The organism is Streptomyces sp. ICN903 (genome assembly GCF_022015835.1).
Lineage (GTDB): Bacteria > Actinomycetota > Actinomycetes > Streptomycetales > Streptomycetaceae > Streptomyces > Streptomyces fenghuangensis.
On sequence record NZ_JAKMAY010000140.1, the window covers coordinates 1 to 14,617 of the forward strand.

Below are 14,617 nucleotides of genomic sequence, written 5' to 3' on the forward strand. Positions count from 1 at the left end.
AGTCCGTGGTGATCCGCCTCACCCCCGCCCCCGGTCCCGCCGGCCCCTCTGATAAGTAAGGGTGTAGAGCACATCCATCACCCGCCGCACGGCCGTGCCCCGCCGGCCCCGGCACGACGATCGGAGCCACGCGCCCATGGGCGAGCCGACCAGCACCGTCTTCCCCCAGGAGATCCTCGACCAGTGGGCCGGGCTCGGCATCGACCTGCCCGCCCTCTTCTCCGCCGGCCGCCTCGGCGAGCGCATGGGACTGGTCATCACCCACGCCGCCCCCGAGAAAGTCGTCGGCACCCTCCCCGTCGAGGGCAACACCCAGCCCTACGGGCTGCTGCACGGCGGTGCGTCCGCCGTCCTGGCCGAGACCCTCGGCTCCGTCGGCGCCATGCTCCACGGCGGCCCCACCAAGCTCGCCGTCGGCGTGGACCTCAACTGCACCCACCACCGCGGGCTGACCTCCGGCACCGTCACCGGCACCGCCACCCCCGTGCACCGCGGCCGGTCCACCACCACCTACGAGATCGCCGTCACCGACGAGCAGGACCGCCGCGTGTGCAGCGCCCGGCTCACCTGCCTGCTGCGCGACGCACCCGCCGGCGCGTACGGCAACTGACGACCCTCACCGAAAAACCACAGGTCACAGGGTTCTGCGGAGCCCGGCCGGTGCGCTTTGATACCGGTCCGGGCCGCCACCGGGGCGGCCAGGGCAGAAAGGGCACCGATCGTGCGGGCCACACGCCTGACATCCCGGAAGCACGCCGCCGCCGTCACCACGGCCGCGGCCGCTCTGGCCATGGCCGCCGCGCTCCCCGCGGCGGCCATCAGCACCTACAACTCCTCCCCCGCCCCGGAGCGGACCGAGGTCGGGGCGCTGGTCGTCACCTACGACCACGACGAGGACGCCACCACCCCCGACCGCGTCGGCTGGTTCTGCTCGGGCACCATGATCGACCGCGACACCTTCCTCACCGCCGCCCACTGCACCACCGACTGGCCAGCCGGCGCCCGCTTCCACGTCTCCCTGGAACAGGACGTGCGGGCCGCCCTCGACGCGGCCGCGCGGGAGCACCCCGGCGACCCGGCCGCCGTCGCCGCGGCCGTCGCGGTCGAGGGCACCGCGCACAACCACCCGGAGTACCCCGGCCCCGCCACCGACACCCGCGACATCTCCGTCGTGGAGGTCCCCGCCGACCGGATGGCCGGACGCTGGGACTTCACCCCGGCCACCCTGCCCACCGCCGGACAGCTCGACGCCCTGGGCCCCCGGGCGCTGGACGACGCCGACTTCACCGTCGCCGGCTACGGCACCCAGGAGGCCCAGCGCGGCCCCGGCGGCCACACCCACCCCGGCGGCGGCGTACGGATGAAGGCCCCCACCTCCTTCAACGCCCTCAACAAGGCGTGGGTACGCGTGGCCATGACCGCCCCGCAGGGCAACGGCGGCGCCTGCTACGGAGACTCCGGCGGCCCCAACTTCGCCGAGATCGACGGCGAACGCGTCCTGGTCGGCACCACCATCACCGGCGACGCCCCCTGCTACGCCACGAACGTCGCCTACCGCCTCGACGCACCCGGCGCCCGCGCCTTCCTCTCCCCCTACACCGACCTGCCCTGACCGGCACACCGTCTCCGGCCGCCCGCGGCCGGAGACGGGAACGGCGGTGCCGCGGCGGCCCGGAGGCCGCCGCGGCACCGCCGCCGTACCCGATCCAGGGGCCGTCAGGCACCCTCGCCCAGATAGGCCGCCCGCACCCGCGGGTCGGACAGCAGCCCGGACGCCTCGCCCTCCATCGCCACCGCACCGGTCTCCAGCACATAGCCGCGGTCGGCCATCTTGAGCGCCTGCGCGGCGTTCTGCTCCACCAGCAGCACCGTGGTGCCCTGCTCGTTGATCTCCTTGACGATCTCGAAGATCTGCTGAACGATCAGCGGCGCCAGGCCCATCGACGGCTCGTCCAGCAGCAGCACCTCCGGCTTGCCCATCAGGGCGCGGCCGATCGCCAGCATCTGCTGCTCACCGCCCGACAGCGTCCCGCCCAGCTGGCTCTTGCGCTCCCCCAGCCGCGGGAACAGCGTGAACACCCGGTCCATGTCGGCCTTGTCCACCGACTTGAACCGGTACGCCCCCATCTGGAGGTTCTCCCGGACCGTCATCCGCGGGAACACCCCGCGCCCCTCGGGAACATGGCCGATGCCGAACCGGACCAGATCGTGCGGCTTGATGCCGTCGATCCGCTCCCCGTGCAGCAGCACCTGCCCCTCGCGCGGCGCGATCATCCCCGACGCCGTCCGCAGCGTGGTGGTCTTGCCCGCGCCGTTGGCGCCGAGCAGCGCGACCACCTCCCCGCTGCGGACCGTCAGATTGACGCCCTTGAGCGCCTCGATGGCGCCGTAGAACACCCGCAGATCGCGCAGCTCCAGCACCACCGGGGCGGCCGGCCCGCCGCCCTGCGGCTCCTTCTTCAGATCCGTGGTGACGCTCACTCGTGCTCCTCGGTGTCCCGCCGCGCTGCCTCGGCCCCGGTCCCGGCACCGGCCCCGGTACCGGCGTCCTCCTGCGTGCCGGCCTTCCGCGCGGCCGGTCCGGAGGCGTCCTCGGCGACCACCCGGTCCACCGCGGCCTCGTCCTCCTCGGCCACCGCGCCCAGATACGCCTCGATCACCGCCGGATCCCGCTGCACCTGCGACGGAGACCCCTCGGCGATCTTCTTGCCGAAGTTGAGCACCATCACCCGGTCCGCCACCGACATCACCAGCCGCATGTCGTGCTCGATCAGCAGCACGCTCACACCCAGCTCGGTGTTGATCCGCCGGATCAGCTCCTCCAGCTCCAGCTTCTCCGTCGGGTTGGTGCCCGCCGCCGGCTCGTCCAGCAGCAGCACCTCCGGATCCGTCGCCAGTGCCCGCGCGATCTCCAGCCGCCGCTGGTCGCCGTAGCTCAGCGACCCCGCCAGCTCGTTCATCTTCCCCAGCAGGCCGACGTACGACAGCACCTCGTGCGCCCGGCGGTCACTGGCCCGCTCGGCCTTCCGCGCGTTCGGCAGCCCCAGCATGATCGACACCGGGCCGGCCTTCAGCCGCGTCTCCGCCGCGATCTTGACGTTCTCCAGCGCGGTCAGCGCCCCGAACAGCCTGATGTTCTGGAACGTGCGCGCCAGACCCCACTGGCTGACCACATGCGGCTTGGCGCCCAGCAGCGAGTGCTCACCGCCCTTGCGCGGACGGAAGACGATCCGCCCCTCCTGCGGCACGTACGCGCCCGTCAACGAGTTGAACAGCGACGTCTTGCCCGCACCGTTGGGCCCGATGACCGCCAGCACCTCACCGCGCCGCATCCGCAGCTCGACGTTGTCCAGACTGGTCAGACCGCCGAACCGCAGCGTCACGCCCGACGTCTCCAGCACCAACTCACCGGCGCCGGCCGAACCGTCCGCCGGTCCCTGCTCCTTCTTCACCGTCTCGGTGGTCACGGCTGCCTGCCTTCCGCCGGGCCGGTCGCGTCGGCTCCGCCGACCCCCGCCTCCGCCATCCGCAGCTCACGCTTGCGGCGGCGGGAGGGCAGCACGCCCTGCGGCCGGTAGATCATCATGATGACGAGGAGAGCGCCCAGGTACATGTACCGGTCCTTGGGATCCACCCACTCGCGCAGGTACTCCGGCAGCCACACCAGGAACGCGGCACCGAACAGCACCCCGGGGATCGACCCCATGCCGCCGAAGATGACATAGGCCAGCACCAGGATCGACAGCAGGATCGCGAAGTTCTCCGGGTTGAAGTACCCGACCTTGCTCGCGTACGCCACCCCCGCCACGCCCGAGGTCGACGCACCGATCGCGAACGCCATCAGCTTGTACCGCACCGTGGGCACACCCGTGGCCGCCGCGGCCACCTCGTCCTCGCGGATCGCCGTCCACGCCCGGCCCACCTTGGAGTGCTCCAGCCGCAGGAACAGGAAGATGGCCAGCACGATGAAGACGACCAGCAGCCAGTAGTACGGCATCGGATCCAGCTTCCACTCGTAGGAGAAGAAGCCCACGTCGACGCTGAACCGGTCGACCTTCACACCGCGCGCGCCCTCCGTCACCCCGTCGGCGTTCTTCGCCACCAGGTAGACGATCTCGTGGAAGCCCAGGGTCACGATCGCCAGGTAGTCGCCCCGCAGCCGCAGCGTCGGAGCTCCCAGGATCACCCCCGCCACCAGACAGGTCAGCACCGCGATCGGCAGCACCAGGAAGTTGTTCAGCGCCACCGGCGGCTGGACCGGCAGCGAACCCGTCCAGTACGCCGCGCTGTACGCGCCGATCGCGAAGAACGCGATGAAGCCCAGGTCCAGCAGACCCGCCCAGCCGATCACCACGTTCAGGCCGATCGCCAGCAGCACGAAGATCGCGATCTGGTCCACCAGCACCTGCTGCCAGTACCGCTCGACCCCCAGCGGCCCGAACACCACCAGCGCCAGCACGGCCGTCAGCACGCCCATACGGACCCGCTTGTCGGCCGACCACACCTGCCGGACCCGCTCCAGCGGGCCGGTGGAGACCTTCTTCGTCCCCTTCACCGCACGGGAGGTCTGATCGGCGAGGAACTCCCGCACCGCCCAGACCGCCACCGCGATCGCCAGCCAGATCCACAGGCCGACACCGGTGAAGTCCTCGCGCAGCGCCAGGAACAGATCCTGGGTGGTGCCCTCCTCGCCCGTCATCAGCCTGAGCGTCACCGCCAGCGCCAGCAGGGCTCCCAGCCGCCGCCAGCGCGGCTCCTGGTACCAGCGCACCCTCCGCAGCCGGGCCGCCGCCGACAGCGGCGCCGTGGCGCTCTTCGGCGAGTCCTGCCCGGCCCCTTCCGCGGTCGAGGTCTTGATGCTCACGCCGTCCTCCCCACACGCTCGCCGAGAATGCCGGTCGGACGGACCATCAGCACCAGCACCAGCACCACGAAGGCGCCGACGTAACGCCAGTCGTCACCCCACAGGCCCACCGTCATGGTCTCCACCACGCCCAGCACCAGGCCGCCCAGCATCGCGCCGCGCACATTGCCGATACCGCCCAGCACCGCCGCCGCGAAGGCCGTGATACCGGGCAGGAAGCCCATCGTGTACCAGACCTGGCTGTTGGTGCCGAACAGGAAGCCGGCCGCACCGCCCAGCAGACCGCCGAGCACGAACGTCCGGGACACCACCTTGTCGATGTCCACGCCCATCAGCGACGCGACCTCCGGGTCCTGCGCCACCGCGCGGATACCCGAACCCATCTTCGTGCGGTTCACCACGTAGTCCAGGCCGACCATCATCGCCACCGCCGACACCAGGATCAGCACCTGCGTGATCGTCAGCTCGGCGCCGAAGACGCTCAGCACCTTCTTGTTCTCGTACATCGACGGCATCGGCAGCGGATTGCGGCCGAACAGCTTGCCCGCCAGGTTGTACAGGAAGAACGAGGCGCCGATCGCTGTGATCAGGAACACCAGGCGCGGCGCGTGATGCCTGCGCAACGGCCGGTACGCCACCCGTTCCAGACCGAAGGCCACCGCGCCGCCCAGCGCGGCACCCGCCAGCATGCCGATCAGGACGTAGGCGACCGAGCCCATGCCGGAGGGCGTCGACTCGGGGATCAGGGCGGTCAGGGCCAGCAGGCCCCCGTAGCCGCCGAACATGAAGACCTCGCTGTGCGCGAAGTTCAGAAGCTGGAGCACTCCGTACACCAGCGTGTAGCCGATGGCGATGACGGCGTAGAGACTGCCGAGCACCACCCCTAGGACGAGGAAGTCCCAGAACTCACTGAGGGACATCGAACTGTCTTCCTTGTGGGAATGTGCCGCCCGGACGTGCGTTCAGCACTCGGGGAACGGGCGGCGCGAGGATCACGGAGGCGGACGCCCGGCACGAAGGCGGTGCCCGCCGGTGTCACGCCGGCCGGCGCGGGAGCGAACCCACCGCGCCGGCCGGCCGGAAGCGTCGGCCGGTTCAGCCGGCCAGCTCGTCGATGCTGCCCTGGTACTCGATGCCCTCGCCCTTGACCTGGTACAGGTAGATGGTCTGGTTGGTGAACTCACCCTTGTCGTCGAAGGAGAACTCCTTCGTCAGACCCTTGTAGTTCGCCGCGCGCAGAGCGTCCACCAGCGCCTGGCGCTCGACACCGCCGTCCTCGTGGAGCTTCTTGATCTCCTCGATGATCATCATCGCGGCGTCGTACGACTCGGCCGAGTACGTACCCGGAGCCTGCTTGAACTCCTTCTCGTAGTCCGCGGCGAACTTCTTCGTCGCGTCCTCCTTGGTGGCGTCCGTGCACGGGCAGGTCAGCAGCCAGCCGTCCGAGGCGTCACCCGCCAGCTGGATGAACTGCGCGTCGTTGGTGCCGTCACCCGACATCGCCACACCGTCGAAGCCCGCCTCCTTGAGCTTCTTGGCGAACGGGCCGGCGTCCTGGTAGTAGCCCGCGTAGATCAGCGCGTCCGGCTTGTTCTTGGTGACGTTCTTCGCCGCGGCGCTGTAGTCCGGGGTCTTCTGCGGCACGCTCTGGCGCACCACCTCGACACCGGCGGCCTTCAGGTCCTTCTCGGCGACGTCCGCCAGGCCTATGCCGTAGTCGGTCTTGTCGTCGACCACCACGACCTTCTCGGCCTTGACCTTGCCCGACAGGTACTTCGCCATCCCGGCGCCCTGGGCACTGTCGTTGGGCACCGCGCGCAGGAACGTCTCGTAGCCCTTGGTCGTCAGGTCCGGGCGCGTCGCCGAGGACGACAGCGCCACCAGGCCCGCGGCCCCGTACACCTCGGCGGCGGTGTCCGCCGGACCCGAGAACGCCGGACCGATCACCGCGACGACGTCCTCGTCGTCGATCGCCTTCTGCGCGGCCGCCGTCGCCTTGTCCGGCAGACCCTGGTCGTCGACCGGCACGTACTCGACCTCGAACCCGAGGTCGCCCTCGGCGTTCGCCTGGTCGATCGCCAGCTTGATGCCGTTCTCCATGTTCTGGCCGAGCTGCACGTTGTCGCCGGAGAGCGGGCCCTGGAAGGCGATCTTGTACGCGTCGCCGCTGCCGCTGTCCCCTCCGCCGCAACCGGTCAGCGCGAGCGCGCCGACGGCCATGGGAATGGCCAGCTTGACGATGGTCTTGTTGAGCACGTGGAACCCCCTGGAGCCTGCTCAGATCACGACGATCGCCGTACCGTTCCGGCGTCGCGGTCCGCACGTACGTACGTGCGGCGTGGCCCGGAATCTATTGCCCCAGAAGCAGACCAGATAGGTGAGAGCGGCAGATGTGATCTCCCTGTGACCTGCGCCATGCGCCGGAAACAGGACACTCCTTACCGAAGAACGGACAGAAAGGGAAAGATCATCAGGGGTCGGACTCGTGAATTCCCGGACCACGGACCGCAAATGCCCGCCATCGCCCCGCGCCTGCGACCGCACTCGGCCCGCACGGAGATCCGGAATCCCCCGCCCCCCGCCAACACCCCGGCTCACGCGGGGCCGGCGCCGGGCCGTGAACGGCCTCGCGCCCCGCGCCCCGGCACCGGCGACGCCCCGGCCGGAACCGGACCGCGCCCGGCGGCCCGTGCGGGACCGCCGGGCGCGGCCCCGCACGGGCGTCACCGCTGCTGCTTCTTCTCCTCCGCGTCCTGGATCACGGCCTCGGCCACCTGCCGCATCGACAGCCGGCGGTCCATCGAGGTCTTCTGGATCCACCGGAACGCGGCCGGCTCGGTCAGCCCGTACTGCGTCTGCAGCACCCCCTTGGCCCGGTCCACCAGCTTCCGCGTCTCCAGCCGCTGCGCGAGGTCGGCGACCTCCCGGCTGAGCACCTTCATCTCGTTGAACCGCGACACCGCCATCTCGATGGCGGGCACCACGTCGCTCTTGCTGAACGGCTTCACCAGATACGCCATCGCACCCGCGTCCCGCGCCCGCTCCACCAGCTCGCGCTGCGAGAAGGCGGTCAGCATCAGCACCGGGGCGATCGACTCCTCGGCGATCCTCTCGGCCGCCGAGATCCCGTCGAGCACGGGCATCTTCACATCCATGATCACCAGATCCGGCCGGTGCTCCCGGGCCAGATCCACGGCCGTCTGCCCGTCCCCGGCCTCGCCGACGACGGTGTAGCCCTCCTCCTCCAGCATCTCCTTGAGGTCCAGGCGGATCAGCGCCTCGTCCTCCGCGATGACGACCCGCGTCGTCTCCGGAGGCACATGCGCCCGCTCGCCGGCCGCGCCGGCCGTGCTGTCGGCGCCGCCGTCGGTGCTGATGGGCTCGGGGATGTCCGCGGTGCTCACTGGGCTCCTCGTTTTCCGGCCAGGTGGACCACAAGAGCCTACCTAGTTCCTGTAAGGTGTACCTACGTCGGGAGGCCCCAGCCTTCGATTCACATGGCCCCGGTAGCCCAATTGGCAGCAGGCAATGGATTCAAAACCCATACAGTGTCGGTTCGAATCCGACCCGGGGCACTTTGCCTTTATTTCCAAGGTCGCAAGCAAAGTGGGAAAACTTCACTGATCAGAGGGAATACCCCTCCGATCCTCCCTCCGGGAACAGTCTCTCGTACACGCTCGCGAGCATGTACGACCTCGCCACGCGGAAGCGCGTCCTCGCTCTCGTCGACCAGGGCCGCAGTCTCAACTCCGTCAGCAGGCAGACCGGAATATCCCGCTCCGCGATCCGCTCCTGGCAGACACGCATCCAGCCGCTCCCGAGCATCTCCCGGGAGACGGACTGCTTCCGCTGCGGACCCGAGCCGACCCTCCCCGCCGACCGGCCCGCCTACGCCTACCTGCTCGGCCTCTACCTGGGCGACGGCTGCGTCAGCGCGCATCCCCGGCGCGACGGCCACTATCTGCGGATCGCCTGTGCCGACGCCTGGCCCGGGCTGATCACCGCGTGCCGCGAGGCGATCACCTCCGTCCTGCCGGACCGGAGCGCCTACCTCGTACAGGCGCAGGGGTGCGTCATGGTCACCTCCTACAGCCGGCACTGGCCCTGCCTGTTCCCCCAGCACGGGCCGGGCAGGAAGCACGAGCGGCGCATCACTCTGGAGCCCTGGCAGTGCGAGGTCACCGACGAGCACCCCTGGGAACTGGTCCGGGGGCTCATCCACTCCGACGGCTGCCGGATCACCAACTGGACGACGCGTCCCGTCGGCGGCGTACGGAAGCGTTACGAGTACCCGCGGTACTTCTTCACCAACACCTCCGGGGACATCGTGCGCATCTACGGCGAGACCCTGGACCGGCTGGGAGTCGAGTGGCGGGCCGTACGCCGCCCCACCGGGGCGTACAACGTCTCCGTCGCCCGCCGGGCGTCCGTGGCGCTGATGGACGCGCACATCGGGCCGAAGCACTGACAGGCGGTACGGGGGAAGCCCCGGCCGCCGCTGGCGCGAGGCGGTGGCCGGGGCTTCCCGGTTCGAGAGGGCGGCCGGTCGGGCCGCACGGGGCCGGTTCAGCGGGCGGGGTGCCCGTCGCCGATGCGGTGGACGCGGACCATGTTGGTGGTGCCGGAGACGCCGGGCGGCGAGCCGGCGGTGATGATCACCTTGTCGCCCCTGGCGCAGCGCCCCATCTCCAGCAGCCGCTCGTCGACCTGCTCCACCATCTCGTCGGTGCTGCTCACGGTGGGGCCGAGGAAGGTCTCCACGCCCCAGGTGAGGTTGAGCTGGGCGCGGGTGGCCGGGTCGGGGGTGAAGGCGAGGACGGGGATCGGTGAGCGGTATCGGGACAGGCGGCGGGCGGTGTCGCCGGACTGGGTGAAGGCGACGAGGAACTCGGCGCCGAGGAAGTCGCCCATCTCGGCCGCGGCGCGGGCCACGGCGCCGCCCTGGGTGCGGGGTTTGGCGCTCTCGGCGAGCGGGCGCAGGCCCTGGGAGAGCATGTCCTCCTCGGCGGCGGCGACGATGCGGCCCATGGTCCTGACCGTCTCGACCGGGTGGTTGCCGACGCTGGTCTCGCCGGAGAGCATCACGGCGTCGGTGCCGTCCATGACGGCGTTGGCGACGTCGGAGGCCTCGGCGCGGGTGGGCCGGGAGGAGTCGATCATCGAGTCGAGCATCTGGGTGGCGACGATGACCGGTTTGGCGTTGCGCCGGGCGAGGGCGACGGCGCGTTTCTGCACCAGGGGGACGGTTTCCAGGGGCATCTCGACGCCGAGGTCGCCGCGGGCGACCATGAGGCCGTCGAAGGCGTCGACGATCTCGGGGAGGTTCTCCACCGCCTGGGGTTTCTCGATCTTGGCGATGACGGGGAGGTGGCGGTCCTCCTCCTTCATGACGCGGTGGACGTCGGCGATGTCGCGTGCGCTGCGGACGAAGGAGAGGGCTATGAGGTCCACGCCGGTGCGCAGCGCCCAGCGCAGGTCGTCGATGTCCTTGTCGGAGAGGGCGGGCACGGAGACGGCGACGCCGGGGAGGTTGAGGCCCTTGTGGTCGGAGACCATGCCGCCTTCGGTGACCTCGGTGCGGATGCGGGGGCCGTCGACGGCGGTGACCTTCAGGGTGACGCGGCCGTCGTCGACGAGGACGGGTTCGCCGGGTGTGACGTCGTCGGCGAGTCCTTCGTAGGTGGTGCCGCACTGTTCGCGGTCGCCCTCGACGTCCTCGGTGGTGATGGTGAACTCGTCGCCGCGTTCGAGGAGTACGGGGCCTTCGCGGAATCGTCCGAGCCGGATCTTCGGGCCTTGAAGGTCGGCGAGGACGCCGACGCTGCGGCCGGTCTCCTCGGCGGCGCGGCGCACGCGGTGGTAGCGCTCGGCGTGCTCGCTGTGGGCGCCGTGGCTGAGGTTGAGGCGGGCGACGTCCATCCCGGCTTCGACGAGTGCCTTGATCTGCTCGTACGAGTCGGTGGCGGGGCCCAGTGTGCAGACGATTTTCGCGCGGCGCATGGCAGCGAGCCTATGACTTACCCGCAGGTAGGGAACTGTGGGAAGGGAACTGTTCAACGGCCGTTCCATATAGGGCCGTTAACAACTTGTGAAATGGGCGCGAGGTTGCTCGGATGAGCATTTCCTTTTTCCGCGGCGGCATATGACGGCGCACACGGGCCTGCGCTCGGGCCGCCACTCGCACCCACTCCCGGCTGTTATCGTCTGGTGACACAGTGCATCGGCCGACTCGGGGGAGGGTGTGTGTCGTTCGACGAGGAGTGGGCCGCTCTGGTGGCGAAGGCCTCGGAGCGGGGTGGCGCCGGGACGCGGCTGAACGAGGCCGGCCCCGGTGGCGGCGGGGGCGACGGGCACGACCTGTCGGCCGCCCAGGACGAGTTGGGGGCCATCGGGCACGACGCCTACGTGCTGTTCGGGCGGTTGCGGAAGGACGGTGACCTCGCCCGCGAGTCCAGCGACGGTGCCGCCGCCGCACTGAAGAACGCCAACTTCGCACTGGGCGAGGAGCTCGGCCTCACCGTCGGGGTGTGGGACTCCCAGCTCAGGACGTTGCTGCAGGCCTGTGCGCACATCTCCAACCACCTCGACTACAGCGCGAAGTCCTACGCCAAGCAGGACAAGGAGATCGAGGCGCGGATGCGGCACCGCGACGGCTCGGCCATGTCGGTGTCGGAGATCGAGCGCTACTACAAGTAAGCACGGGGAACGGGGAAACGGCACCATGGCCAAGTTGACCTTCACCGATCTGTACGGGTTCTCCTTCTCCGGCCTGTCGGATGCGGTGTCGGACTGGGAGTCGGTGGTCACCGAACTGGGGGAGCTGGCGGACGAGGCCCGCACCGGTATGGCCGCCAAGGCCGAGAAGGCCGACTGGAAGGGCGAGAACGCCACCGTCACCAAGCCGTTCGTCCGCAAGACGGCCAAGGAGTTCGACGACGCGGCGGCCCAGGCCAGGAGCATCAGGAACATCCTCAGGGACGCGCACACGGATCTGAAGTCCGTCCAGGCCGACCTGAAGAAGGCGGTCGAGGGAGGTCGTGAGCAGGGCATCCGGGTGAGGGACAACGGCGACGGGACGGTGGGGTTCTCCCTCGACCGCCAGCCGGACAACAGCGCCCCCTCCGAGGAGCAGCGCCGGGCGGGCAGGGACCTGGCGGACCGGATCGACCGGCTGATCGCGCGGGCCGAGGAGATCGACGGCCTGGCGGCGCGGGCGCTGAAGAGGGTCCACGGCGGCGATCCCTACAACTTCGGGCACGTCCAGTACAGCTCCCTGGACGAGGTCGAGGCCGAGCGCGCCGTGAAGCTGGCGAAGCTGGGCCCGGACATGTCGGATGCCCAGTACCGCGAGTTCAACGGTCTGGTGGGCGCGAACGCCGAGGACCCGGAGTTCTCCACGGCCTTCTACAAGGGGCTGGGCGGTCCCGAGGAGGCCCTGCGGTTCTATGCCCGGATGTCGATCGACGGCACCCTGGGGGACGGGGAGGAGAACGAGGGGCGGCTGGGGCTGTCCCGGGACCTCCAGCAGAACATGGGCATCGCGCTGGCCACCGCCACCGACCCGGACAACAAGACCCATTTGCCTGCCGGTTGGGGGGAGGAGTTCCGCAGGCTCGGCACTCGGCAGATCGATCTGGAGCCGGGTCCGTTCGGTCCGCAGCCGTACGGCTACCAGGTTCTCGGCGGGATCATGCGCTACGGGGACTACGACGCGGACTTCCTCACTCCGATCGCGGAGCACATCACCCAGCTCCACCACGACGAGCCCATGCGGTTCACGTCGAACAGGCCGGCGGGCATGGGCGATGCGGACCTCGGCTACAACCCGTCGGGCAGGGGCGGGGCCGGCTACGACCCGCTGACGAGTGTGCTGGAGGCGCTGGGGCACAGCCCGGAGGCCGCGGAGAGGTTCTTCACGGGTGATCCGACGGTGTACCGGGAGGACGGCACCGTCGACAAGAACGGGAAGCTGGGTTACCAGTACTTCGACGAGTTCCTCAGGGAGGACTTCGAGTGGCCGCCGGACAGCCTGGCGAAACCGGGCGCGCCCGGCTCGGAGGATGTCCTCGAGCACGGGCCGAACGCGCTGGGGCACGCGCTGGAGGCGGCGGCGACCGGGCGCGCGTACGACAGTCAGTCGACGGAGCCGGTCGAGCACACCTCGGAGCGCGCGGAGTTCACCGAGCGTCTGGTGGCGCACTTCGGCGAGCGTCCCGAGCTGATCCGCCACAACGAGAACCTGAAGGACGAGAAGTTCGAGGATCTGAAGTCCGGACCTCTCCATGTGCTGCGGGACAGTCTGGGCAACATCACGGCGGAGTACATCGGCGACTTCCAGCGGTCGATGTACGGAGATTCCCCGGCCTCGGACAGTTTCCCGGTCAACGGTGTGCCGGCGGTCTTCGAGAACACCAGCCACGTGGTGAGCTTCCTCGGTGAGGTGGGTCAGGATCCGGACGCATATGCCGCGATCACCAGCGCCCAGCAGTCGTACACGACGCTGATGGTGGACAAGGTGTTCGACGGGGTCTTCAGCGGGGAGGACAAATCGGAGGTGTCACTGGAGCAGAAGGTGAGCAGCGCGGTCGCTCCCGGCGCCGTGATGGCGGGCATTATGAGCGATGCCCGCGCCGACGCCGTTCACGACTACAACACGGCTGCCGCCAAGGATTTCAACGAGGCCGCGGGCGACAAGGGAAAGTGGGCCACCCGCACCGTTGAACTGGGTACTTCACTCATCCCGGAGCGGGTCCCGGTGGTGGGAGAGGTCATCAACTGGCTGGCCGAGGACATCACGGAGAGCGTGGTGAAGAGTATCGAGAAAGACGCCAACAAAATTAGCGATAACAGCATGCGGGACTATTCCAACGGACGTGACGCAGCGATTGATTCCGCCATGGCAGCCGTTGCGCGCGCAGCGCGAGATCACCCGGAAGTAAATGATGCCACTCTTGAAAGTCTAAAGAGAGCAGCTCGTGACCAGACGGGAAGCAGCCACAGCGAAGGGGCTAACTTGAGATCTTCCGGTGATGCATCGTGAACATATCATCTCTCCGAGCCGTTGGCGTTGTCGCTGCCGCGACTGCGGTCATGTTTTTGTCGATAACCGCTTGCGAAGAAGATCGAAATAGTCGCGAATACAAGATTCCCGAAACGCTGTGCGACGTAGACGTAAGGCCGGACAAGCTAGCACCTTTCTTGCCGCCAGGGAAGGAAATTAAACTGAACGAGGAGGGCGACGAAAACTTCAGGAAGGTGTGCAGCGCTTCGGTAGACGGAGAAGTAGCCTTCGAGGTGAAGCGGGAGTGGTGGGAGGATGGGTGGTCGACCAGGCGCTTCGCCACCGTCCACGCCTACGTGAAGCCCGACCATCAGACAGCCGATGAAAAATATGTGTATTCAGAGGACAGTGGCCTCAGCGTGATGCGCTGCGCCCCCAAAAGGGACAATCAAGATCTTTTCATCGTGGTCAAGTCAAGCGAGAACACGGCCGATGAGGAGGCCATGCTTGAGTTCCTTATCGAGTACCGCAGAGTTCTGATGAAACGCACTCCTTGCGATGAGGTGAAGTGAAACAGGGCTGCTGCGGGTGGGGCCGCCTGGCTGCGGCCCCACCCGGCCGAACCCGTCAGTGCGCCGCGCGTACGCGCAGGGCGCGGGCGAGGTCGTCGAGTTCGTCGGCGAGGGGGCGGCGCAGGGCGGGGGTGAGGGAGTCGTCGGCCAGGCACCGCTGCCCCAGGGCCAGGGTGCCGG

Annotated in this window: 13 protein-coding genes and 1 tRNA gene; 7 read left to right on the plus strand and 7 right to left on the minus strand. The window is 69.1% G+C overall.

The features are described 5' to 3' along the window. The first annotated feature begins 136 nt into the window (after positions 1-136). Positions 137-610: a PaaI family thioesterase gene (locus tag L7D48_RS15890; protein ID WP_237880096.1), complete on the plus strand. Its 474-nt coding sequence runs from the start codon at positions 137-139 to the stop codon at positions 608-610. A gap of 111 nt (positions 611-721) precedes the next feature. Next, a complete protein-coding gene (locus tag L7D48_RS15895) occupies positions 722-1,612 on the plus strand; it encodes a trypsin-like serine protease (protein ID WP_237880097.1) in 891 nt (296 codons plus the stop codon). A gap of 104 nt (positions 1,613-1,716) precedes the next feature. On the opposite strand, the gene L7D48_RS15900 is transcribed toward L7D48_RS15895, so the two are convergent. The 6 genes from L7D48_RS15900 to L7D48_RS15925 form a co-directional block, all read right to left on the minus strand. Further along, the gene (locus L7D48_RS15900) at positions 1,717-2,481 is read right to left on the minus strand and encodes an ABC transporter ATP-binding protein (RefSeq protein ID WP_237880098.1); all 765 of its coding nucleotides are present in this window, start codon (positions 2,479-2,481) and stop codon (positions 1,717-1,719) included. Continuing rightward, a complete protein-coding gene (locus L7D48_RS15905; protein ID WP_237880099.1) occupies positions 2,478-3,467 on the minus strand; it encodes an ABC transporter ATP-binding protein in 990 nt (329 codons plus the stop codon). The genes L7D48_RS15900 and L7D48_RS15905 overlap by 4 nt, the downstream gene beginning before the upstream one ends. After that, complete coding sequence (locus L7D48_RS15910) at positions 3,464-4,864, minus strand: branched-chain amino acid ABC transporter permease (protein WP_237880100.1); 1,401 nt, start codon at positions 4,862-4,864, stop codon at positions 3,464-3,466. Before L7D48_RS15910 ends, L7D48_RS15905 begins: the two co-directional genes overlap by 4 nt. Next, positions 4,861-5,784: a branched-chain amino acid ABC transporter permease gene (locus tag L7D48_RS15915; RefSeq protein ID WP_093655306.1), complete on the minus strand. Its 924-nt coding sequence runs from the start codon at positions 5,782-5,784 to the stop codon at positions 4,861-4,863. Before L7D48_RS15915 ends, L7D48_RS15910 begins: the two co-directional genes overlap by 4 nt. A gap of 175 nt (positions 5,785-5,959) precedes the next feature. Continuing rightward, positions 5,960-7,120: a branched-chain amino acid ABC transporter substrate-binding protein gene (locus tag L7D48_RS15920; protein WP_237880101.1), complete on the minus strand. Its 1,161-nt coding sequence runs from the start codon at positions 7,118-7,120 to the stop codon at positions 5,960-5,962. A gap of 467 nt (positions 7,121-7,587) precedes the next feature. After that, positions 7,588-8,241, minus strand: coding sequence for an ANTAR domain-containing response regulator (locus tag L7D48_RS15925; protein ID WP_237880107.1), 654 nt, complete (start codon positions 8,239-8,241; stop codon positions 7,588-7,590). Between the two features lie 123 nt (positions 8,242-8,364). Here L7D48_RS15925 and L7D48_RS15930 point away from each other — a divergent pair. Next, positions 8,365-8,439 (plus strand) — tRNA-Leu (locus L7D48_RS15930). A 110-nt stretch (positions 8,440-8,549) separates the two neighbouring features. After that, positions 8,550-9,332, plus strand: a complete 783-nt coding sequence (locus L7D48_RS15935) for a helix-turn-helix domain containing protein (protein WP_237880102.1) — start codon at positions 8,550-8,552, stop codon at positions 9,330-9,332. Between the two features lie 98 nt (positions 9,333-9,430). Here the strand turns inward: L7D48_RS15935 and pyk are convergent, their stop codons facing one another. Then, entirely contained in the window at positions 9,431-10,864 is a 1,434-nt protein-coding gene (gene pyk, locus L7D48_RS15940; protein ID WP_237880103.1) for a pyruvate kinase, read from the minus strand. A 243-nt stretch (positions 10,865-11,107) separates the two neighbouring features. Here pyk and L7D48_RS15945 point away from each other — a divergent pair, with 243 nt between their 5' ends. From L7D48_RS15945 to L7D48_RS15955, 3 genes are read left to right on the plus strand one after another with little or no spacing between them, the layout of a single operon-like run. Continuing rightward, positions 11,108-11,560: a hypothetical protein gene (locus tag L7D48_RS15945; RefSeq protein WP_237880104.1), complete on the plus strand. Its 453-nt coding sequence runs from the start codon at positions 11,108-11,110 to the stop codon at positions 11,558-11,560. Positions 11,561-11,585: 25 nt separating this feature from the next. Continuing rightward, a complete protein-coding gene (locus L7D48_RS15950; RefSeq protein WP_237880105.1) occupies positions 11,586-13,904 on the plus strand; it encodes a DUF6571 family protein in 2,319 nt (772 codons plus the stop codon). Then, the gene (locus tag L7D48_RS15955) at positions 13,901-14,437 is read left to right on the plus strand and encodes a hypothetical protein (protein WP_237880106.1); all 537 of its coding nucleotides are present in this window, start codon (positions 13,901-13,903) and stop codon (positions 14,435-14,437) included. Before L7D48_RS15950 ends, L7D48_RS15955 begins: the two co-directional genes overlap by 4 nt. Positions 14,438-14,617 lie beyond the last annotated feature (180 nt).